The sequence below is a fragment of the Sphingobacterium sp. G1-14 genome, from assembly GCF_002196555.1.
Taxonomy (GTDB): Bacteria; Bacteroidota; Bacteroidia; order Sphingobacteriales; family Sphingobacteriaceae; genus Sphingobacterium; species Sphingobacterium siyangense.
This window is the reverse complement of sequence record NZ_CP021381.1, coordinates 5,348,132-5,368,593: the sequence shown is the minus strand read 5'-3', so window position 1 is coordinate 5,368,593 and position 20,462 is coordinate 5,348,132. Positions and strand designations below refer to the sequence as shown.

19 protein-coding genes and 4 tRNA genes are annotated in these 20,462 nt (G+C 38.6%); 10 read left to right on the top strand and 13 right to left on the bottom strand.

The features are described 5' to 3' along the window. Positions 1-189: 189 nt before the first annotated feature. The gene (gene rplS / locus CBM24_RS23175) at positions 190-537 is read right to left on the bottom strand and encodes a 50S ribosomal protein L19 (RefSeq protein WP_075994123.1); all 348 of its coding nucleotides are present in this window, start codon (positions 535-537) and stop codon (positions 190-192) included. A gap of 342 nt (positions 538-879) precedes the next feature. Here rplS and CBM24_RS23170 point away from each other — a divergent pair. Then, a tRNA-Pro gene (locus tag CBM24_RS23170) sits at positions 880-953 on the top strand. A 46-nt stretch (positions 954-999) separates the two neighbouring features. Here the strand turns inward: CBM24_RS23170 and CBM24_RS23165 are convergent. Beyond that, positions 1,000-3,375 (bottom strand): ABC transporter permease, encoded by a 2,376-nt coding sequence (locus CBM24_RS23165; RefSeq protein WP_088162901.1) that lies wholly within the window; start codon positions 3,373-3,375, stop codon positions 1,000-1,002. Between the two features lie 435 nt (positions 3,376-3,810). Between CBM24_RS23165 and CBM24_RS23160 the strand changes: the two genes are divergently transcribed. The 3 genes from CBM24_RS23160 (at position 3,811) to CBM24_RS23150 (ending at position 5,440) form a co-directional block, all read left to right on the top strand. After that, positions 3,811-3,884 (top strand) — tRNA-Pro (locus CBM24_RS23160). A gap of 332 nt (positions 3,885-4,216) precedes the next feature. Then, positions 4,217-4,290: transfer RNA gene (locus CBM24_RS23155), tRNA-Pro, on the top strand. 169 nt (positions 4,291-4,459) lie between these two features. Beyond that, complete coding sequence (locus CBM24_RS23150) at positions 4,460-5,440, top strand: DUF1080 domain-containing protein (protein ID WP_088162900.1); 981 nt, start codon at positions 4,460-4,462, stop codon at positions 5,438-5,440. 39 nt (positions 5,441-5,479) lie between these two features. Here CBM24_RS23150 and CBM24_RS23145 read toward each other — a convergent pair whose 3' ends face one another. Next, positions 5,480-5,773 (bottom strand): Smr/MutS family protein, encoded by a 294-nt coding sequence (locus CBM24_RS23145; RefSeq protein ID WP_088162899.1) that lies wholly within the window; start codon positions 5,771-5,773, stop codon positions 5,480-5,482. 45 nt (positions 5,774-5,818) lie between these two features. Continuing rightward, positions 5,819-6,238 carry a hypothetical protein gene (locus CBM24_RS23140; RefSeq protein WP_075994119.1) on the bottom strand — a complete coding sequence of 140 codons (420 nt, stop codon included), beginning with the start codon at positions 6,236-6,238 and terminating at the stop codon, positions 5,819-5,821. Between the two features lie 285 nt (positions 6,239-6,523). Here CBM24_RS23140 and CBM24_RS23135 point away from each other — a divergent pair, with 285 nt between their 5' ends. Both CBM24_RS23135 and CBM24_RS23130 read left to right on the top strand, forming a co-directional pair. Next, positions 6,524-7,507 carry a hypothetical protein gene (locus CBM24_RS23135; RefSeq protein ID WP_157698577.1) on the top strand — a complete coding sequence of 328 codons (984 nt, stop codon included), beginning with the start codon at positions 6,524-6,526 and terminating at the stop codon, positions 7,505-7,507. Between the two features lie 160 nt (positions 7,508-7,667). Beyond that, a complete protein-coding gene (locus CBM24_RS23130; protein ID WP_088162897.1) occupies positions 7,668-8,414 on the top strand; it encodes a copper homeostasis protein CutC in 747 nt (248 codons plus the stop codon). 33 nt (positions 8,415-8,447) lie between these two features. Here the strand turns inward: CBM24_RS23130 and CBM24_RS23125 are convergent, their stop codons facing one another. Both CBM24_RS23125 and CBM24_RS23120 read right to left on the bottom strand, forming a co-directional pair. After that, positions 8,448-8,627 (bottom strand): hypothetical protein, encoded by a 180-nt coding sequence (locus tag CBM24_RS23125; protein WP_046671880.1) that lies wholly within the window; start codon positions 8,625-8,627, stop codon positions 8,448-8,450. 33 nt (positions 8,628-8,660) lie between these two features. Continuing rightward, positions 8,661-8,731 (bottom strand) — tRNA-Cys (locus CBM24_RS23120). Between the two features lie 449 nt (positions 8,732-9,180). Here CBM24_RS23120 and CBM24_RS23110 point away from each other — a divergent pair. The 3 genes from CBM24_RS23110 (at position 9,181) to CBM24_RS23100 (ending at position 11,731) form a co-directional block, all read left to right on the top strand. Beyond that, positions 9,181-9,798 (top strand): porin family protein, encoded by a 618-nt coding sequence (locus tag CBM24_RS23110; protein ID WP_075994116.1) that lies wholly within the window; start codon positions 9,181-9,183, stop codon positions 9,796-9,798. 116 nt (positions 9,799-9,914) lie between these two features. Further along, on the top strand, positions 9,915-11,051 hold the full coding sequence (locus tag CBM24_RS23105) for an AI-2E family transporter (RefSeq protein ID WP_088162895.1): 1,137 nt from the start codon (positions 9,915-9,917) through the stop codon (positions 11,049-11,051). 53 nt (positions 11,052-11,104) lie between these two features. Beyond that, positions 11,105-11,731 (top strand): porin family protein, encoded by a 627-nt coding sequence (locus CBM24_RS23100; RefSeq protein WP_088162894.1) that lies wholly within the window; start codon positions 11,105-11,107, stop codon positions 11,729-11,731. Between the two features lie 214 nt (positions 11,732-11,945). Here CBM24_RS23100 and rpsJ read toward each other — a convergent pair whose 3' ends face one another. The 4 genes from rpsJ to rpsL form a co-directional block, all read right to left on the bottom strand. Then, positions 11,946-12,251 carry a 30S ribosomal protein S10 gene (gene rpsJ / locus CBM24_RS23095; RefSeq protein ID WP_028070501.1) on the bottom strand — a complete coding sequence of 102 codons (306 nt, stop codon included), beginning with the start codon at positions 12,249-12,251 and terminating at the stop codon, positions 11,946-11,948. Between the two features lie 78 nt (positions 12,252-12,329). Next, positions 12,330-14,453: an elongation factor G gene (gene fusA / locus CBM24_RS23090; protein WP_088162893.1), complete on the bottom strand. Its 2,124-nt coding sequence runs from the start codon at positions 14,451-14,453 to the stop codon at positions 12,330-12,332. Positions 14,454-14,584: 131 nt separating this feature from the next. After that, positions 14,585-15,052 carry a 30S ribosomal protein S7 gene (gene rpsG / locus CBM24_RS23085; RefSeq protein WP_046671863.1) on the bottom strand — a complete coding sequence of 156 codons (468 nt, stop codon included), beginning with the start codon at positions 15,050-15,052 and terminating at the stop codon, positions 14,585-14,587. 19 nt (positions 15,053-15,071) lie between these two features. Continuing rightward, on the bottom strand, positions 15,072-15,485 hold the full coding sequence (rpsL, locus tag CBM24_RS23080; protein ID WP_002993550.1) for a 30S ribosomal protein S12: 414 nt from the start codon (positions 15,483-15,485) through the stop codon (positions 15,072-15,074). A gap of 594 nt (positions 15,486-16,079) precedes the next feature. On the opposite strand from rpsL, the gene CBM24_RS23075 reads away from it, so the two are divergent. Beyond that, the gene (locus CBM24_RS23075; RefSeq protein WP_088162892.1) at positions 16,080-16,550 is read left to right on the top strand and encodes a hypothetical protein; all 471 of its coding nucleotides are present in this window, start codon (positions 16,080-16,082) and stop codon (positions 16,548-16,550) included. Positions 16,551-16,683: 133 nt separating this feature from the next. On the opposite strand, the gene rnr is transcribed toward CBM24_RS23075, so the two are convergent. The 3 genes from rnr to fsa all read right to left on the bottom strand — a co-directional run bounded on the left by rnr (position 16,684) and on the right by fsa (position 20,430). Beyond that, positions 16,684-18,816, bottom strand: coding sequence for a ribonuclease R (rnr, locus tag CBM24_RS23070; RefSeq protein ID WP_088162891.1), 2,133 nt, complete (start codon positions 18,814-18,816; stop codon positions 16,684-16,686). Between the two features lie 259 nt (positions 18,817-19,075). Beyond that, a complete protein-coding gene (locus CBM24_RS23065; protein WP_075994111.1) occupies positions 19,076-19,504 on the bottom strand; it encodes a Fur family transcriptional regulator in 429 nt (142 codons plus the stop codon). Between the two features lie 266 nt (positions 19,505-19,770). Then, a complete protein-coding gene (gene fsa, locus CBM24_RS23060; RefSeq protein ID WP_075994110.1) occupies positions 19,771-20,430 on the bottom strand; it encodes a fructose-6-phosphate aldolase in 660 nt (219 codons plus the stop codon). Positions 20,431-20,462 lie beyond the last annotated feature (32 nt).

Below are 20,462 nucleotides of genomic sequence, written 5' to 3'. Positions count from 1 at the left end.
AAGTAAGTAAAATGTTTTAGCGCGGCAAAAAGAGGGTTGGAATTTTGAAGGACATTATCTAATTGTCCTAAATTTATTACAGAAGGAAGTTGGTTGTGCTGTCTGCGTTTGAGAAGCCAGGGCAATATAGTCAATAAAAAAAGGCTTTGAATATATTCAAAGCCTTTTTTTATGCTGTAATAGTCGTAATTAGATTCTTTTCGATTTAATACGAGCAGCTTTACCAGTAAGGCCGCGTAAATAGAATAATTTCGCGCGACGAACTTTACCGTAGCTGTTTACTTCAATTTTTTCAATGTTTGGTGAGTTTACAGGGAAAATACGTTCAACACCTACACCGTTTGAGATTTTACGAACGGTAAAAGTAGCGTTAGCACCTTCGCTGTTTAATTGAATTACTACACCTTGGTACACCTGTACACGCTCTTTATTTCCTTCGCGAATTTTATAATGAACGCTGACGGTATCTCCAGCTTTGAAAGCGGGAATTTCATTCTTTACTACCGCTTGTTCTTCTACAAATTTTACTAAATCCATGATTTCGAGTAATTATTAACGATTTATATCCTGTAAAAATCGGAATGCAATATTACGACTTATTTTCTGAATATAAAAATACTTTTTTAAAAAACTATTGACTGATATTCAAATCGGATGCAAAGATATGAAAATGAAATGGATAATCTAAAGATATTTTGAATATTCCTTTGTAGGCTATATGGAGAGGGTTTTTAATTACTAAATTCAATAGAATATGTGCTTTGTGTAAAAATATTGTGCAATCAATCAGCTATTTAGTGATTAATTTTCTGCAGGGTGTTGACAAAGTCAAAAAATGATTCGATATTTGTGCCACACAAAACAAAGGTGATACCTTTTCGGGGTGTAGCGTAGCCCGGTATCGCGCCACATTTGGGATGTGGAGGTCGTAGGTTCGAATCCTGCCACCCCGACTTAAAAGCTCTAACGAACGTTAGAGCTTTTTTTGTTTCCTTCCTTTTATTCGTCCCGCAAGCTGTTTACAGGATTAGCTACGGCTGCTCGAATGGCCTGCCAGCTTACCGTAATCAATGCGATACCTATTGTTACCAGTCCTGCGAGCACAAACATCCACCATTGGATTTGGATGCGGTAGGCAAAGTCTTCCAACCATTTGTTCATGACTAGCCAGGCAATCGGCGAGGCAATTATCAAGGCAACTAATACGGGTTTTATAAAATCTCTGGACAATAAAGTAGTAACGCCCGATACCGAAGCGCCCAGCACTTTTCGGATTCCAATCTCTTTGTTTCGTTTGGCGGCCGTAAAAGAGGCTAAACCATATAGGCCCAGGCAAGCGATAAATATGGCCAATCCGGAAAAAAGACTGAGTATACGTTGTTGCCTCAGATCGGTTTTGTATAGCGTGTCGAATTTCTGGTCCAAAAAGCTGTATTCAAAAGGGTATAAAGGAGCTACTTTCCCAAATGCAGTTTTAATAGTTTTTAGCGCTGCAGGGAAATCTTTTGTGTTTAAGCGAATGAGGGTTACCCTTAGATCATCAGAAGGAGCAATAACTAATGCATCCATGTTTTCTTTTAGAGATAGGAAGTTAAAATCATCTATTACACCAATGATTTTTCTGGGGGATTGATCGCGGATCGTATTTTTTATCCATTTTCCAATGGCCTGTTCGGGGGTAAATCCGAGCATCGATGTTGCAGTACGGTTAACTAATACAGCGCTAGTGGAGTCGGTGGGGTATTGCGCTGAAAAGTTTCGGCCTGCAATTATTTTGAGGTTCAGCGTGCTTACATAGTCGAAATCGGTGAATTCCGTCCTTGATCTCCACTTCTCCCCATTTTTACTCTCCACTTCAAACGTATGGCTATCGAAGAAGCCTCCTGGTTCACCCGACATAAAGGAGACCGATGCAATATCACTGCTCACAGATAATTCGTTTTTGAATGTACGAAGGTTGTTGTACAGTTCTTCATTGTCTATTGGAATAACCACAGTCTGTTGGTTGTCGTAGCCGAGTCCTAGTTCTTTCACATATTTCATCTGCTTGGAGATAATCAGTGTACCGATGATAAGTAAAATGGATATGCTGAATTGGAACACAACCAGCGTATGTCGGAACAGTGTGCCGCCCTTGCCCAAGCGCAATTTACCTTTTAATGCCTGTATAGGGGAGAAGGTTGAAAGGTATAAGGCAGGGTAACTTCCGGCTAATAGCCCTACTATGACAATAATTGCAATCAAAAAAATATAGATTGGCCATGAATTCCATGGGACCGTTAGGGTGTATCCCAATAGTTGATTATATACAGGCATGAGTAGTTGCAGTAGACATATGGCGAGTATGCAGGATATGGTGGTTAATAAAATGGATTCTCCGATAAACTGCCCCATTAATTGAAGACGTTGTGCTCCAAGTACCTTTCTTAAACCAACTTCTTTTGATCGGTCAACTGCACGTATTGTCGAGAGATTCATGAAATTGATGCAGGCGATAATCAATATAAGGATGGCGATGGAGAGAAAAATGTAAATAACTTTCTTGTCACCATGTTTTGCGCTGTCAAATGCGCTGTGGGATTCAAGATAGACATCTTTTAGCGGTGTAAGGGCAAGATCAAAATGGATACCCATATTGGTAGAAACTGCTTTCATATGCCTATTCATGAAATCGGGAAATTGCTTTTCCAGTTGCCTAACATCTTTATGTTCGTCAAGTAGGATGTAAGTGAATAAATTGTTGTTTTGCCAAGCTTTGAACGGTTCGGTATTGATATAATTGGATAATGGAATGATAAGATCAAATTCCAGATGCGAATTGACCGGAAGATCTTTTGCAATCCCGGTAACGGTTAATTGTTTCGTTTTATCAAGCTGTAGTATTTTACCGATGGGATTCTCATCTCCAAAATATTTTTTCGCAGTTTTTTCCGTTAATACAACACTTGTTGGATTTTTTAAAACAGTCATTGGATTTCCCTTGATGAGCGGAAAACTAAATAGTTCAAAGAAATCGTCATCTGCAATAAAGAGTTTCTTTTCATTGAATGCGATATTGCCAAAAGAGAATAACCCATTGGCAGGCATTACCCGTACAGCTTTTTTGATATCATCCGGATAATCGGTTATTAAGGCGGTGGCATAGGGTGCAGATAAATAAGGAGCGCGGTCTTTGGTGTTGTCAAAGCCACGCATGACCCGATAGATCCGGTCACCTTGGCTGTGAAACTTGTCAAAGCTAAACTGATTGGCGATAAACAGGAATATCATTGCGCAGACGGTGATGCCTATTGTTAAGCCAAGGATATTGATAAAGGAAAAAACCTTGTTCTTAATAAGGTTTCTCCAGGCGATTTGGAAATAGGTCTTTATCATACTTTTTGTTATAAGTGTTCATTCTGAACTTATGGTAATCAATCCCGTTGAAGGATAGGTTGATTTCTATTTTTGAAAAAATGTGCAATGAGTCAATTTCAAAAAAGCGGCCAAAGGGCTAAAGTGTTTTTAGTCAATAGATTGTATTCTTTCTTTTTGTGGTTAAAGTGTTTGGATTCGAACACTTCATGTTCATATTCGAACAGGCTACAGTTGGGAGGTCAAAAAGATTTTAATTGACAGGTGAGCGCTTGATCGAAGTGACAAATATTCGAAATAGCATTAGATTTGATGTATAAAGGGGAGCTATGTATCGTCAGGGCAAAGAGTATGTCGCAATATAACAACTTGTTAGTTTTATTTTATGTTTTTCATTTGCAAATAATTTGTAAGAAGCGTATATTTGTGCCACACAAAACAAAGGTGATACCTTTTCGGGGTGTAGCGTAGCCCGGTATCGCGCCACATTTGGGATGTGGAGGTCGTAGGTTCGAATCCTGCCACCCCGACTAGAAAAGCTCTAACGAAAGTTAGGGCTTTTTTCGTTTTGGGGCAAGAAGGCGAACCTACAGCCTTAGGATATTATTGAGTTTGATCCGGAGGAGACTCAGTCAGGGCCTGCCAATCCCACTATTTCAGCTAGCTAAGCGTTAACTTCGCTATTCAGGGCAGTCATGCTGGTTTTTAAAATTATTTTGGATCGAAATCGATATGTGTTTTAAATGTTTTGTAAATTATTTTACAATAAGTCAGCTTGTTAGGTGTTATGTAGAGAATATTTTTGAAAAAAACATATTTTTAATTTACTTTTGTGCCACACAAAACAAAGGTGATACCTTTTCGGGGTGTAGCGTAGCCCGGTATCGCGCCACATTTGGGATGTGGAGGTCGTAGGTTCGAATCCTGCCACCCCGACGAGAAAAGCTCTAACGAAAGTTAGGGCTTTTTTTGTTTCAGGGCATTAAGGCGAACTTACGGCCGGGTGCATTCTTCGCATTTTTTAACATTATATCCTTGTAAACCCGCTGTTAAACAGTTAAATTGCTTGAAATTTATTGTCAATTAGAATATAAACATAAATAATATGAACAGAAAAGCGGCATTTCTTTTAGGAATTTTGGCCTCTTGTGCATTACCGCAAGTAACCTTTGCTAAACATTCAATCGGAGAATCCAGTCATTATCAACAAGACGTAGAAGGCAAAGAGCTGATTGGTCGATGGGACATCGAAGTTGATATTAATGGTACCCCTGCACCATCCTGGTTGGAGGTAAAATTGTCGGGCTATAGAACTTTAGTCGGTCATTATGTGAGTACTTCCGGAAGTGCTCGGCCAGTTTCGCAGGTGTTTTATGAGAAAGGAAAGTTTAGATTTGCCATCCCACCTCAATGGGAAGGCGGAAAGATGAATCTAAGTGTTGAAGGAGAGATTGTAAACGGTGTATTGCAAGGGACAATAACAGAGCCTGATGGGAAAACATATCGCTTTAAAGGTGTTCGTGCTCCGGAGCTGAAGCGAACAGCTGCAGTAAAATGGGGTAAGCCCATTCAGCTGTTCAACGGCAAGGATCTGTCAGGATGGAAAGCTACCGGTAAAACGAATCAGTGGGTGGTGAAAAACGGAATTTTGACTAGCCCGCAATCTGGTTCTAATTTGGTCTCTGAGCAAAAATTTGAAGATTTTAAATTACATGTTGAATTTAAAATTCCAGCAGGAAGTAATAGTGGTGTCTACTTAAGGGGCCGTTATGAGGTTCAGATAGAAGATAGCCCCAAGGATGCACATCCTAATGCTGTGCTTTTCGCAGGGGTATACGGCTTCTTAGCTGCAAATGAAATGGTCAATAAAGGAGCCGGAGAATGGCAAACCTATGATATTACATTGGTAGGACGTCTAGTGACGGTTGTGGCAAACGGAAAGACTGTTATCAGTAACCAAGAAATCCCTGGTATAACGGGCGGTGCTTTGGATAGTAAAGAGGCAGAGCCGGGACCAATTTATTTCCAAGGGGATCATGGTCCCGTGGAATTCCGAAAAGTGATTATTACTCCAGCTATTAAATAGCATAACATGATACAAAGGCTATCTGAAAAGGTAGCCTTTTTAAATCCCTATGACAACGACTACAATATCTTCATTCTGGTAGGAGGTGTAATAGCGTTCAATGGAGCCGTGAGCTTTGTACTCTTGCAACTCTTCAAAAACCATTTTTTTTAACATTCCTTTTCCCTTGCCATGAATAAACTTTATTTCGTTCATTTCCCAATAAATAGCTGCATCTAGATTAGATCGCATAAAATCAATGGATTCTTGTAAGAGCTCCTCTGGCGAATAATCTTCCCAATCTTCAAGGAAAGTATCGGTGTGTAAGTCTACGATAGCTGGTGGTTTGTGCATTTCTCAATATTTTACAATGCTGCAAAAGTATAATAAAACAGCGACTTAATAGGTTAAGTCACCAACGAAATCAATCGCTTGGGCAAATTTTTCATACCATTTTTTGATAATAGCTGCAATTTCATACTCTTCCTCATCGGCATGGTTGAGCATAAGTAACTCGATCGATTGGAGTAGCTGTTTGAGATCTAGAAAATAACCGTCGAAATCCCGGAACGCAGAGACAGTGTCTCGAATAAGCAGCATGGCATCATGTCGAAGTGTAATCATATCATGACGTGAAGATATTCGGTCCAGCAACCATTCCTTTTGGAAATTGGAGTCAATATGTCTGTTGCAAGCCTGATTAAAAAGCAATTCAAATTCAACAATTTGATGTTTCAGGTCATATATAGCTTTTTGGAGCTCTTCAAAAGTACTGATGATCTTTTCTTGGGTCTCCATGTTTTTTGATATAATTGCCATGATATTTTACTTAAAAATGTATGCGCTTGGTTTTTAGTTATTTAAATAAAAGCATGTAAGGTATATACAAATAGTTCAGCCGAATGTTTTACATGTCTAAAATTCGGTTATGATTTTTGTATATAAAAGAAGAGACTGAGCTTAAAACGGAACTGAGTTTTTTTGGTTTTTGGTCCCGTTTTCAAATCGTAGATTTTTTTTGAAACCTAATTTATTTAATACTATTTAATTTTAAGTATATTTAATATGCTGTATTGCAGCCAATGCACTGAAAATGTATTAACTATGTTAGCATCTAGTTTTGTTGATTTCTTTAAGAAGAGGAGGTACTATGTCCTTTTTTTAGCATTGCTATTGGTATGCAGCTTACCCATGTGTCATGGCCAATATAAGCTGAAAGATTCTACAAAATTTATAAACGATCAGTTGCCCAGGTATCTCGGAAGAATGGGGAAGATTAAGTCTAGAAATTATCCCCTTGGTGGTCGTGAAGCAATCTTGCGAATATTACTGAAAGACTATTACGTGTATAGATTGGTATCAGGAGAAGATAGTTTGGATAGGGAACGTTATCCTGCTTTATGGAATCCTCTTTCGGTACAAACATTTAAAACGCTAAATACGCGTGATATGTTTAGTTACTGTATGCTTGCACCTGAGTTTGAGATGCAAAATTGTGGTTCCTTGGGGCGCTTGAAAGGTCAATACATATTTGGAGTCTATTATCGAGGGGACATACCGCTGGAATATTGGAGCAATAGACAGTTGGTTGCTTTGCATGGAAGTAGAGATTCTGTTGTACGATATGTGGACCAGATGTGGCCTACACTCGATTTCATTGGTGAGAATACCAAAGATTTAGCGGTTGAATTGATGATGTGGGAGTTGATACCAAAGGTGTTGGATAAGTTGGTTCTGGCGCCAACGGACAATGATCTGTATGCTCTATTGGTACAAATAATGATGCGTCTGAAATTCAAACCTTTTGAAGATTCAGCTATTTATGAGCAATTGTATGGTCCGACATCTTATATAGGAAGTCGAATTGAAAGCAATGCAGAAAATCGGAATGACATCATGAAACTCGCGCGGGAATGTTTTGAAACGCTAAATACATCGCCTGGCTTCCAATTGCCAACTTATATTAAACGGGAGCGTTTCTTAGACCCTCCTTCTTCAAGGGAGATGTCAGGTGGCATGAGTACCTCAAAAGGACCAGATTGGAAGTGGAAAAAAGTAGAGGTACATCATTATAAGCTAAAGTTGTAGATCTTTGTCTAGAAGCAAAATTTACCATGAAGGTAAAGTATCTTTTTAACTGTAGTCTTTTCTAAAGCTTATACTAGTTTGACCATAAGTAGGGGAGTAGGTTATTTCCTTTTTTTTTACGTTATTCGCGTAAACGAAAAATAGCTTAAGATATAATATAATGAAGGAAAAGGCAATTGGAAATTACCAATTAGAAATCTGTTCAAATTCCGTAGCATCAGCAATTGAAGCCGAACAAGGAGGTGCGACCCGGGTAGAGTTTTGTCAAAATTTGGAAAATGGAGGGACTACACCTTCGTTTGGTCAGTTGCAGTTAGTGCGGGAACTGGTGAATATTGGTATTCATGTGCTTATCAGACCGCGTGGAGGTGATTTTCTTTATACAGAGACCGAGATCTTAGAAATGATAGCAGATATTCAGTTGTGCAAGGAATTGGGGATAGATGGTGTTGTAATAGGTATGCTGAACGCAGATGGTACGGTGGATAAAGTGAATACTTTGCGATTGGTGGAAGCTGCGCGTCCCATGCATGTTACCTTTCATCGTGCTTTTGATCGCGTGGAAGATCCTTTTCAGGCATTAGAAGATGTCATCGAACTGGGGATAGATCGTATTTTGACATCTGGTCTGCAAAATTCTGCTTTAGCTGGAGCTCCACTACTCAAACAGTTAGTTCAACAAGCAAATGGCCGTATTGTGATTATGCCTGGTGCAGGTGTAGATGCAGCTAATATAGTTCATATTTTAGCGCAAACTGGTGCAGTTGCAATACATAGCTCAGCGAAAGAATTGCATGTGTCGAAGATGAGGTTTAACCAGAGTCAGGTCAATGGAATGGATGAGGCACAGTGGATGAGCTCAAAAGAAAAAGTCCACCAAATGGTGGACCTATTAAAAAGCCTTTAAAGTAGTACTTTAAAGGCTATTAAATTCTTCTTACTATTTAGCTTCTGAAGCTAATTGATTTAAGATAGCATCGTTTTTAACGATTTGGTTGCTAGCTTTCATTTTTGATCTAGAACCTAACTCTACGTTAGTTCCTAATTTCAAAAACTGAACTTCAACACGTGAAACAGTTTTATTTCTTCTATCTTTTCTTTTTAAACGTGTAACTCCCATTTTGATAATATTTTTATTGTTTAAAATAAAACGAGGTCGGAAGCGGATTCGAACCGCTGTAGGAGGTTTTGCAGACCTCAGCCTAGCCACTCGGCCATCCGACCCTATTTTTTTCCTTTTGAAGGTCTGCAAAAATAAAACTTATAATTGGAATTAAAAAATCTTTATGATAAAACTTTTATGTTTTTAAGCATCCGTCTGAAAACCAAGCTTGTATTTTGCTGTGTGATCCTTTGAGCGATAGTCAGCAGCAACATATCGGAGGGTTTTCAGCTTGGGATAACCAAGACGTTTTTGACAAAGCACTTTCCTCGGTAAAATCAAACACCGAACCCCTTGCAGCTCGCCATCAGATTGAAATAATACGCCAATCACTGTATCTTTTAAAGGACAATGCTAAATCGTGAAAAGATACTTTTTTGTGATGTTTTACTTTGTAAATTAAAGGCTTATGGATTTTGGAATAGATATTGCAAATGGAAATGTAATAAATCTCATACAGGAAATTATGAGATTAAGTGATAAAAGAAGAAAGTAAATTAAATTAGGAAACATGAAAAAACTATTATTATCTGCAGCAATTTTATTTGGTTCGTTAGGAGCTTTTGCACAAGGTGGATTGGGATATGGTCTCCGTGCGGGTGTAAATATTCCTAAATATTCTTTAAGTAATGAAAGCACACAATCAAATACAGGATTTTTTGTAACGGGTTATTTGGACGCTCCCGTTTCGCCTTATTTTTCTATTCAGCCGGGATTGTCTTTGCAAAATAAAGGTGGAAAGTGGACACCAGGTTCAGCTTCTGAAATTAAAGAGAGTGTAATGTCACTTGATATTCCAGTAAACCTAGTGGCTAAATTACCTACAGGAGATTCTGGTAACTTTTTTATTGGTGCAGGACCTTATGTTGGATTCGGATTAAGTGGTAAACGTAAAGGAGAGTTAGGCGAGGGAAATGTGAAAATTGAACGTGATCTAAATTTTGGTAGCAATGAAAATGATGATCTTAAACGTACCGATTTTGGTATCAATTTCTTAGCTGGTTACCAATTGACTAATGGTTTTCAGATCAATGCTGGTTATGGTTTAGGTTTAACCAACTTAGCTCCAGGGTCAGGTGATATGGCTAAAAATCGTATTTGGTCTGTTGGTATCGGTTTCGGACTATAAGAAATATAAGTACTTAAACTTATTATGAGGAAAGAGTCCCTGCATTTGTGGGGACTTTTTTATTGGATTAAACTTTAGTCAACCGAAATTGTTATTTTTATTCAAAAGATTGCTGCATGAAAAGATTTCTTCCTTTACCCTTTTATGTCAAACTTGCCTGTGTATTGATCAGTATACTTTTATTGGGATATTTGGCAAAGATCGGAGATACCATACTTATTCCCATGATTTTGGGCTTGTTGTTTTCGCTGCTGCTGATTCCGCTAAGTAATTTTATGGAACGGAAGCTACATTTTCCAAGGACACTGGCCGGCATATTGAGCGTTATTTTATTTTTCGGTGTTTTGGGGTACGGACTTTTTCTATTGGCCTCACAGCTTACACTCCTTAAAGAAGATTTCCCGGCTTTTAAGCAACAGATTATGGATGGCGTGGGTAATCTACAGACCTGGGTGAGCCAACAGTTTGGAATCCAGCATAAAGATCAGATTGATTTTATTAATAAAACAGCATCAAAATCCGTTGATTCGGGAACTTTATTTTTAGGTACTGCATTGGTTTCCCTGTCGTCGATGTTTATTCTGTTTGTCTTTACCTTTCTTTACACATTCTTCTTACTGATATATAGGGGACATATTGTCAAGTTTCTTTTATTTGTCAATCGTGTAGAGGACCGACCGATTGTTCTGGACGTGGTTCAACAGGTTCAGTATGTCGTCAAAAAATATCTGATCGGACTACTGATCCAAATGAGCTTGGTTTCCCTTTTGGTCTTTATTGTCCTTTCGTTGATTGGGGTAAAATATAGTCTGCTTTTGGCATTAATCACCGGGGTATTCAATGTGCTACCTTATGTTGGTATTTTCTCTTCCATGCTCATCATTGCCATTCTGACATTTGCGACATCTTCTTTTACTCATGTCGTCCTGGTCATTATCGCCCTCATTATTATACATATGATCGACAGTAATTTTATTGTTCCTAAGATTGTGGGTTCTAAGGTGAAAGTTAATTCGTTGTTTGCTATGCTCTCCATTATTATTGGCGAAATGGTATGGGGTATTTCCGGTATGTTTTTGGCGATTCCTATTTTGGCGATTGTCAAAATTATAATGGACCGCATTAAGGAGTTAAAACCTTGGGGATTTCTTTTAGGGGAAGAAGATAGTAAGGATGACGTTTACAATGATATGTACGCGACCTTGCACCATGAACTTCCCCCTTCGACTGAAATTGATAAAGAAGCCGAATAGTTTTTTTATTACTTTTGCCCGCTATCTCAAACATAACGAATAAAAGTAATTATATGAAGAGAATATTATTAACCACATTAGCCATTGTGGGAATGACAACCGGGCTTCAGGCTCAAATATCTTTCGGCCTTCGTACGGCGGCCAATTTTGCAAAGGAAATGAGATATTCAAGCTATGGAAGCTCGGCCTATCCTGCCATCACAAGATTGCATATAGAAGCATACGTAGAGCTTCCATTGCGTAATAATTTTGCCTTGCAACCTGGTGTGGCTCTTCAACAGACAGGGTCCAAAATGAGTACAGGTTCGCAAAATGGTGAAATTTTGATGGATGGCTGGCGTAAGGTACAATATCTTGAAGTCCCTTTAAACTTAATGTATTATTTTCCTCAAAATAATTTTGGTCAATTTTTTCTAGCTGGGGGACCATATACAAGCGTTGCAATCTCTGGGAAAGAGAAATTTTCTAGGACTGTAGAAGAAATTCAGTTTGGGACTAGAAAAAATAGCAATGAGATGAAAAAATATGATGCTGGATTAAATTTTTTAGCGGGATTTAAATTAACAAATGGCTTTTCGGTGCATGGCGGATATGCGTTAGGGCTTTTAAATATCAAGCTAGATGATAAGATTGATACCTATAATCGTGTATTTTCAATCGGACTTGGTTATCAGCTATAATTTTAGTTGCTCGAAAAATGTCTTTCATCCTCATGTTTTGGATTTATTAGTTTCATGAGGAATATTTGCGCAAACAAAACCTTCATGATTCGGCAGACAGCAACAGCAATGGAAGCCGACTGAAGGTTTCTTTCTAGCTAATAATATCAGACACATTCACAAAAAAAGGGCTTTTCTTACGAAAGGCCCTTCTTTTTTCAGTGACTGAAATCTATCACACTTTGATTTCTACTTCAACACCTGAAGGCAATTCAAGTTTCATCAATGCGTCAACAGTTTTAGCGTTTGATGAATAGATATCCAACAATCTTTTGTAAGCACACAATTGGAATTGCTCACGTGCTTTTTTGTTAACGTGTGGTGAACGTAATACCGTATAGATTTTTTTCTCAGTAGGCAATGGAATAGGACCACTAACAACTGCACCTGTAGGTTTTACTGTTTTTACGATTTTTTCAGCTGATTTGTCAACCAAATTGTAATCGTAAGATTTCAATTTAATTCTGATTCTTTGGCTCATAGTATATGATATTATTTAAAAATGACCGCTGATTAGAGCTATTAACAACCAGCGGTCGGTTTATTTTTGAGTTCTATATTATTCTACAGAACCTTTGATTTTACCTTTTGATTTTGCAATCACCTCTTCAGCAACGTTACGAGGGGCTTCTTCAAAGTGATCAAATTCCATTGTCGATGTTGCACGACCTGAAGTGATTGTACGTAATTGCGTTACGTAACCGAACATTTCAGAAAGTGGAACCAATGCTTTGATTACCTGTACACCGTTACGTGAATCCAAACCTTGCATTTGACCACGACGACGGTTTAAGTCACCCATTACATCACCCATGTTTTCTTCTGGTGTTAAAACCTCTATTTTCATAATTGGTTCCATTAACACTGGAGAACATTTAGGTAATCCTTCACGGTATGCTTGACGAGCAGCTAATTCGAAAGACAATGAATCTGAATCGACAGCGTGGAATGAACCATCAATCAAACGAACTTTCATTCCTGATAATGGGAATCCTGCTAATACACCATTTTTCATTGAAGTTTCAAATCCTTTTTGAACTGAAGGGATAAACTCTTTAGGAATTTTACCACCAACAATTTCATTAACGAATTGAAGTGGTGATTTTGATAAATCGAAATCTTCATCCGCTGGAGAAATAACAACTTTGATATCCGCGAATTTACCACGACCACCTGATTGTTTTTTGAATACCTCACGGTGCTCAGTAGTACCGTTGATAGACTCTTTGTATGATACTTGAGGAGCACCTTGGTTAACCTCTACTTTAAATTCACGTTTCAAACGGTCGATCAAGATCTCTAAGTGAAGCTCACCCATACCAGAGATAACTGTTTGACCAGTTTCTTCGTCAGTTTTTACAACGAATGTAGGATCCTCTTCAGCCAATTTACCAAGACCAATACCTAATCTATCAACGTCAGCTTGAGTTTTAGGCTCAATCGCCAAACCAATTACTGGCTCAGGGAAAGTCATAGACTCAAGAATGATAGGTGCTTTTTCGTCACAAAGTGTATCACCAGTTTTGATGTCTTTGAAACCTACAACAGCACCGATATCACCAGCCTCGATGAAAGGGATAGGGTTTTGTTTGTTCGCGTGCATTTGGAAGATACGAGAGATACGCTCTTTGTTTCCTGAACGAGTGTTCAATACATAAGAACCAGCATCTAACTTACCCGAGTAAGCACGGATAAAACATAGACGACCTACAAATGGGTCAGTCGCAATTTTAAAACCTAAAGCTGCGAAAGGCTCGTTTACAGATGGTTTACGTAAAATTTCTTCACCTGTATCAGGGTTAGTACCTTTTACAGCATCGATATCAAGAGGTGAAGGCAATAATTCCATTACTAGATCCAACATGGTTTGAACACCTTTGTTTTTGAAAGATGAACCACATACCATAGGAACAATTGCATTATCTAATACCGCTTTACGTAAAGCATCTAAGATTTCACGCTCAGTCAATGAATTTGGATCTTCGAAGAATTTCTCCATCAAAGTCTCATCATAACCAGCTACTGCTTCCAATAATTTCTCACGGTATTCAGCAACTTCATCCAACATATCTTCTGGAATTGGAACTTCTGTAAAGGTCATTCCTTTATCATGCTCATTCCATACGATACCACGGTTGTTGATCAAGTCAACTACACCTTTGAATGTATCTTCAGCACCGATAGGCAATTGTAAAGCTACTGCATCGGAACCTAGCATTGATTTTACTTGGCCAACAACTTTTAAGAAGTCAGCACCTGAACGGTCCATTTTATTAACGAAACCAATACGAGGTACTTTATATCCATCAGCTAGTCTCCAGTTAGTCTCAGATTGAGGCTCAACACCATCAACCGCAGAGAATAAGAAAACTAATCCGTCTAGTACACGTAACGAACGGTTTACCTCAACCGTGAAATCCACGTGTCCAGGAGTATCGATTACGTTTACTTGGTATTTGTTGTTACGGTAGTTCCAGAAAACGGTTGTAGCAGCAGAAGTAATTGTGATACCACGTTCAGCTTCTTGCTCCATCCAGTCCATTGTAGAAGCACCTTCGTGAACTTCACCAATTTTGTGGTTTACACCTGAGTAGTAAAGGATACGCTCAGTTGTTGTAGTTTTACCAGCATCGATGTGGGCAGCGATACCGATATTTCTAGTGAATTTTAAATCTCTTGCCATAATATTTTTAAGCAGCGGACCTTAATGGTCTTATGTGTTTAAATGTAATGTTAAATAAGTACACCGACCTTGATAAAAGATTGTTTTTATCGGAGGTCGGTGTAATCATATTTTTTTGAATGTCTTCAAAATTAGAATCTGAAGTGTGAGAACGCTTTGTTAGCTTCCGCCATTTTGTGCGTATCTTCTTTCTTCTTAACAGCAGCACCTTCACCTTTAGAAGCTGAAATGATTTCTCCTGCTAATTTTTCGAACATTGTTTTTTCACCACGTTTACGAGCGTATGAAATTAACCATTTCATACCCAAAGCGATTTTACGATCTGGACGAACTTCCATAGGAACTTGGAAGTTAGCACCACCAACACGGCGTGATTTAACTTCAACAGCAGGCATAACGTTGTTCAAAGCTTTTTTCCAAGCTTCTAAACCGCTTTCTTGTGTTTTTTGTTCTACTAATTCTACTGCGTCGTAAAAAATAGAATAAGCGATAGATTTTTTACCATCTACCATCATATTGTTTACGAAACGTGTTACCTGAACGTCATTAAACTTTGGATCAGGTAAAATGATTCTCTTTTTCGGTTTTGATTTTCTCATTTTTCTTTCCTCCGTTTAATTATTTCTTTTTACCTTTTGCTGGAGCTGCAGCTGCTTGTCCTGGTTTAGGACGCTTAGTTCCATATTTAGAACGACGTTGGTTACGACCTGCTACACCTGAAGTATCTAATGCACCGCGGATGATGTGGTAACGTACACCTGGTAAATCCTTAACACGACCACCACGGATCAATACGATCGAGTGCTCTTGTAAGTTGTGACCTTCTCCAGGGATGTAAGCGTTGACCTCTTTACCGTTTGTTAAACGTACACGAGCTACTTTACGCATTGCTGAGTTTGGTTTTTTAGGGGTAGTAGTATATACACGTGTACATACACCTCTTCGCTGTGGACATGAGTCCAACGCTGGTGACTTACTCTTATCAACCAGAGCTACTCTACCTTTTCTAACTAATTGTTGAATAGTAGGCATTTACCTGTTTTTGTTTATAAATTTTTTTACCTTAAATATTTTAAGTTCGCAAAGATACTGATTCCCTTTTGAATATGAAATAGTTAGTGTATAAAATTTAGATTATTTTTTGAATTGGTGCTACTCGTTTCTTTATTATCAATTGGCTTCTTTCGTATTCTCTGATCCTGACTATCCCTTTTTTCCTATTGCAGTGTGTTAAGCGAACCGTTTAGTATTTTTAGTCATTTGTAGCTTTGATTCAGGAAACTATCTGCAAGCAAGCTGAATATCCTCGTTTAGGCAACGATGGGTAGATTCTATATCCTTTTCGACAATAACTATTCAACTCCTGATGGTTTGTTGTACACGAATATGGACGATTATAGGGTAGCAAAACGGCAAAAAGCTATGTAATATAGGTTTCTTCTTGTAAGCACTCTAAGTTGTTCTTTCGCTGTGCAGTACCCTTTAAATAATGGTATTCTTTCGAAAATATTCTTCTACTGGTTTTCAGGTATATTGCACCTCCTGCATGTTTTTGCGTTCTGTTTGGCAAAGTGTTTGATAAACACGTGTAAATATTTAGTAGAAACAAATTAATGTATTCAAGTTATGAAAATCAAAATGAAATTAATGTATGCAGTGGTACTGGCCTTGGTAACCTTCGCTTTTGTTGGATGCTCAAAGGACGACGATAATACTGTACCATCAGAGAACAAAGGGGCTCTTAAGGTTACAGTTACAACTTCTTCATCTTTCACTGTTGACGGTGGAGATGTGTCTGTATCTTGTGGGTCTGCGGGAGGCGATGCTAAGCCACAAACGTGGACTGTTAATGGAGCTGCAGGGACAACAGGTCAAGTGTTATATTCAGTTGAAAAAGAGTATTTTCAAGGAGGTAAAACTGCTGTTTTGGAATCACCGGCTAATTATTTGACTGCTAGTGTAAATATTTCTGCATTTACAATTAAGCAACCATTTACACTTACATACAAGGTTGAGCAGGGAGGGAAAGTAATTGTTGAGAAATCTCAGGAAATTAAATCTGGAGTAACTCCTATATCAGTCTCATTAACATATTAGTATGTTAGTATTTTCGAGATGTGTCTGTAGAAACTAAATTGTTTTATTTTTTTAATACAAACTCAGGTTTTTTACAATCAATTTTTTAAGAAAAAGAGCGTTAATTTTGAATAATAACGCTCTTTTTTTATTCTTAACTCAACAACGTAAAATCAATCTGCCTTTTATCCAGATCCACTTTCTTTACGCGGATTTGAACCTCATCACCCAGCTGGAATTTCTTTTTCTTCCGTTGGCCAATGATCGCATAGTTCTTCTCGTCAAGTACGTAAAAGTCATCGGTGATATCCCGCAACCTGACCATACCCTCACATTTGTTTTCCTCAATCTCCACATACATCCCCCATTCGGTAACACCCGAGACAATACCCGTATATTCCGTACCAATCTGATCCTGCAAGTATTCGGCCTGTTTGTACTTAATCGATGCACGTTCGGCCTCAGCGGCTTTTTTCTCCATTTGGGAAGAATGCTCGGCCATTTTTTCGTAATGCTCTGCATTGATCTTGGTACCGCCCTCCAGATAGAATTGTAAAAGACGGTGTACCATCACATCGGGATAACGACGGATAGGAGAGGTGAAATGGGTGTAATAATCAAATGCAAGTCCATAGTGACTTGTCTTCTTTGTCGTATAGATCGCTTTGGCCATCGAACGTACCGCAAGTGAAGTCAGCATATTTTGCTCTTTGCTACCTTCTATCTTCGTCATCAGCGCATTTAAAGATTTCGCTGTTTCCTTATCCGTTTTGATGGTCAATTTATGACCAAACCGCGCTGCAAATTGAGAGAAAGTTGTCAGCGTCTCCGGATTAGGTACATCGTGGAACCGGTATACAAAAGTAAGCTTGTTTTTTCCACGGCCTTGTTTGCCAATAAACTCGGCAACCTTACGATTCGCCAATAACATAAAATCTTCAATCAGCTTGTGCGCATCTTTACGGACTTTGGTATATACCCCTGTAGGTTTGCCATTTTCATCCAAGGTGAATTTTACCTCTTCACTTTCAAAGGCTATTGCACCATTTTTGAACTTACGCTCCCGCAGAATATAAGCCAGTTCATTTAATTTCAGGATCTCTTCACTGAAATCACCCGATTTCGTTTCGATCACCTCCTGTGCTTCTTCATAACTGAAACGTCGGTCCGAATGGATAATCGTACGGCCGAACCATTGATCATGCACATTGGCTTTTTCGTCCAATTCAAAAACAGCCGAAAAACAAAGTTTATCTTCATGCGGACGTAGCGAACAGACACCATTGGAAAGACGCTCCGGAAGCATCGGAATAACGCGGTCAACCAGATAGACGGATGTGCCGCGGTTGAATGCTTCTTTGTCCAATTCTGTGTCGGGTATGACAAAATGCGAAACATCCGCAATATGAACACCGATTTCATAATTGCCATTCTCTAATTTTTGAAAGGAGATGGCGTCATCGAAATCTTTTGCATCCGCTGGGTCAATGGTAAAGGTCGTAACGTTTCTAAAATCACGCCGCTTTGCAATTTCTTCCGCGCTTATTTTTTCCGAAATCTGATTGGCTTCAGCTTCAACTTTTTTAGGGAACTCCAATGGGAAACCATAGTCGGCCAAAATAGCGTTCATCTCGGTGTTATTTTCCCCCTTGGTACCCAAAACATGTTTTACCGTTCCGACAGGATTTTTGCTCCCGCTTGGCCAGTCGATAATCGAAACGACCACTTTTTCCTTATCCTTGGCTCCATTCAGATTGTCCAAAGGGATAAAAATGTCGTGTAACATCTTGCGGTCATCCGCAATAAAAAAAGCAAAATTGTTGGAGATGCTGATCGTTCCCGTGAAATCAGTCTTGGCCCTTTGCAGGATTTCAACGACTTCACCCTCTTTCTTACGGCCACCTTTTCTTTTTTCGAAGGTATGGACCTTCACAATATCGCCATGGAGTGCCTGTCTAAGTTTCCGTGGAGCGATATAGATGTCATTTTCAAATTCGTCATCAGGAATTACATAGGCAGAACCGTCTGCAGTCATATCTACTTTTCCTGTGACATAAACTTTAAGTTGTTTCAGATTAAATTTGCCGCGCTCGACCTCAATAAAAAGCCCATTTCTTACATTATCATGTAAAATATCGGCTATAGCGACTTTTGAGTCGTTATCGGTAAGATTCAATTTTGACGAAACTTGTTTATAGTTGAGCGGCTTATTACCCGATTTTTCGAAGATATCGATAATCAGTTGTGTTAAGACCTCTTTATATGGATTTTCTTTTCTTGTTTTCATCCAATTATTATTTGTTAATTATTCATTTGCATCGATTTGCGGCAGTCTTCCTATTGCAGCGAAATGGCTGTGATAGCGAATTTGTAAATTCAGCCGATACAATAGATCATGAGCGAGCCGTACATCAAGATCGATGCCACTACAATGTACGAAAAAAACAGCATTTGAAACGACAATAACGAGCTAAACGGAGCATCTTCCGATAGCCAATGTATAGACAGTTCAGCCGAAAAATAGTTTTGGATTCGTACAGCCTGATTTACTTTTTGCAATGATTGCACACACCAAGTGCATTTACGGCTATCGCTTCGAGACTGAAGCCTTCTGGGATCGATACTTTTGGTAAGATCATATCTTCCAGACAGTACACAGAATTGCATACCCGGCAAATAAAATGTACGTGTTGGTCATGATGATCATGTTCTGAACAGTTTGTCGAACACATGGCGTAAGTAGCTGTACCGTGTAGATCAAAGATTTTATGGATAATCCCTTTCTCTTCAAAGCTGGCCAATACCCGGTATAATGTGACACGGTCAATATCCTTGCCCAGTAATTTTTCCAGTTCCGGCTGCGAAATTGCAGACTCTTTCCTCGAAATAATTTCAAGTACCTTCAACCGGGGTTGGGTAACTTTTAAACTATTTCGTTTGAGAATTTCTGGATATACAGTGTTGGAATCTTCCATGGATTTCTTCGTTAAGCCTTAGATCAAATACAAACTAAGAGAAATTTACTTTTATTTGCAAGTTTAAAAACTATCCGACGAATTTATTCATCGTATTTTTTCCTTTGCATAGACCATTAACGAACAGAAATGGGCCATTTCCTTTCTCAAAGATGCTTTTGACAGTACAAAAATACGGAATCTATTAAAAATAAGAAAACCGATAAGTTTAAGATTCGTGTCATCTTACTTATCGGTTTTCGTTACTATATCGAAATATAGGAATCTTATTTGCCTGCAGCTTTAGCGTGATCAGCTAAGAATGTCGCTAGACCGCTGTCTGTCAATGGGTGTTTCAATAACGCTAGGATCGCTGATAAAGGACCTGTCATAACATCAGCACCGATTTTAGCACATCCTAAAATGTGTGCACTGTGACGTACAGAAGCAGCTAAAATTTGTGTAGGATAGTTGTAGTTATCATAGATTAAACGAATATCTTCGATCAACGCTAATCCATCTGTAGAGATATCATCCAAACGACCGATAAAAGGAGATACATAGGTTGCTCCAGCTTTAGCAGCCAATAGTGCCTGACCAGCTGTAAATACCAATGTACAATTTGTTTTAATACCTTTTTTGCTGAAATATTTAATTGCTTTTACGCCATCTTTGATCATAGGGACTTTAACAACTATCTTGCTGTCAAGAGCTGCTAACGCTTCTCCTTCTTTGATCATTTCTTCATAATTTGTAGAAATAACTTCAGCACTGACATCGCCATCAACGATTGCACAGATCGCTTTATAATGGTTGATTACGTTTTCATCACCGCTAATACCTTCTTTAGCCATTAAACTTGGATTGGTTGTTACCCCGTCTAATACGCCTAAGTCTTGGGCTTCTTTGATTTGCTCTAGGTTCGCTGTGTCAATAAAAAATTTCATTGTATATGTTATTGAATGATAATTATTTGATT

Excerpts from the sequence above, each read along its gene's own strand:
- rplS (WP_075994123.1), bottom strand. The coding sequence starts at position 537 with ATGGATTTAGTAAAATTTGTAGAAGAACAAGCGGTAGTAAAGAATGAA.
- CBM24_RS23165 (WP_088162901.1), bottom strand. The coding sequence starts at position 3,375 with ATGATAAAGACCTATTTCCAAATCGCCTGGAGAAACCTTATTAAGAAC.
- CBM24_RS23150 (WP_088162900.1), top strand. The coding sequence starts at position 4,460 with ATGAACAGAAAAGCGGCATTTCTTTTAGGAATTTTGGCCTCTTGTGCA.
- CBM24_RS23145 (WP_088162899.1), bottom strand. The coding sequence starts at position 5,773 with ATGCACAAACCACCAGCTATCGTAGACTTACACACCGATACTTTCCTT.
- CBM24_RS23140 (WP_075994119.1), bottom strand. The coding sequence starts at position 6,238 with ATGGCAATTATATCAAAAAACATGGAGACCCAAGAAAAGATCATCAGT.
- CBM24_RS23135 (WP_157698577.1), top strand. The coding sequence starts at position 6,524 with ATGTTAGCATCTAGTTTTGTTGATTTCTTTAAGAAGAGGAGGTACTAT.
- CBM24_RS23130 (WP_088162897.1), top strand. The coding sequence starts at position 7,668 with ATGAAGGAAAAGGCAATTGGAAATTACCAATTAGAAATCTGTTCAAAT.
- CBM24_RS23125 (WP_046671880.1), bottom strand. The coding sequence starts at position 8,627 with ATGGGAGTTACACGTTTAAAAAGAAAAGATAGAAGAAATAAAACTGTT.
- CBM24_RS23110 (WP_075994116.1), top strand. The coding sequence starts at position 9,181 with ATGAAAAAACTATTATTATCTGCAGCAATTTTATTTGGTTCGTTAGGA.
- CBM24_RS23105 (WP_088162895.1), top strand. The coding sequence starts at position 9,915 with ATGAAAAGATTTCTTCCTTTACCCTTTTATGTCAAACTTGCCTGTGTA.
- CBM24_RS23100 (WP_088162894.1), top strand. The coding sequence starts at position 11,105 with ATGAAGAGAATATTATTAACCACATTAGCCATTGTGGGAATGACAACC.
- rpsJ (WP_028070501.1), bottom strand. The coding sequence starts at position 12,251 with ATGAGCCAAAGAATCAGAATTAAATTGAAATCTTACGATTACAATTTG.
- fusA (WP_088162893.1), bottom strand. The coding sequence starts at position 14,453 with ATGGCAAGAGATTTAAAATTCACTAGAAATATCGGTATCGCTGCCCAC.
- rpsG (WP_046671863.1), bottom strand. The coding sequence starts at position 15,052 with ATGAGAAAATCAAAACCGAAAAAGAGAATCATTTTACCTGATCCAAAG.
- rpsL (WP_002993550.1), bottom strand. The coding sequence starts at position 15,485 with ATGCCTACTATTCAACAATTAGTTAGAAAAGGTAGAGTAGCTCTGGTT.
- CBM24_RS23075 (WP_088162892.1), top strand. The coding sequence starts at position 16,080 with ATGAAAATCAAAATGAAATTAATGTATGCAGTGGTACTGGCCTTGGTA.
- rnr (WP_088162891.1), bottom strand. The coding sequence starts at position 18,816 with ATGAAAACAAGAAAAGAAAATCCATATAAAGAGGTCTTAACACAACTG.
- CBM24_RS23065 (WP_075994111.1), bottom strand. The coding sequence starts at position 19,504 with ATGGAAGATTCCAACACTGTATATCCAGAAATTCTCAAACGAAATAGT.
- fsa (WP_075994110.1), bottom strand. The coding sequence starts at position 20,430 with ATGAAATTTTTTATTGACACAGCGAACCTAGAGCAAATCAAAGAAGCC.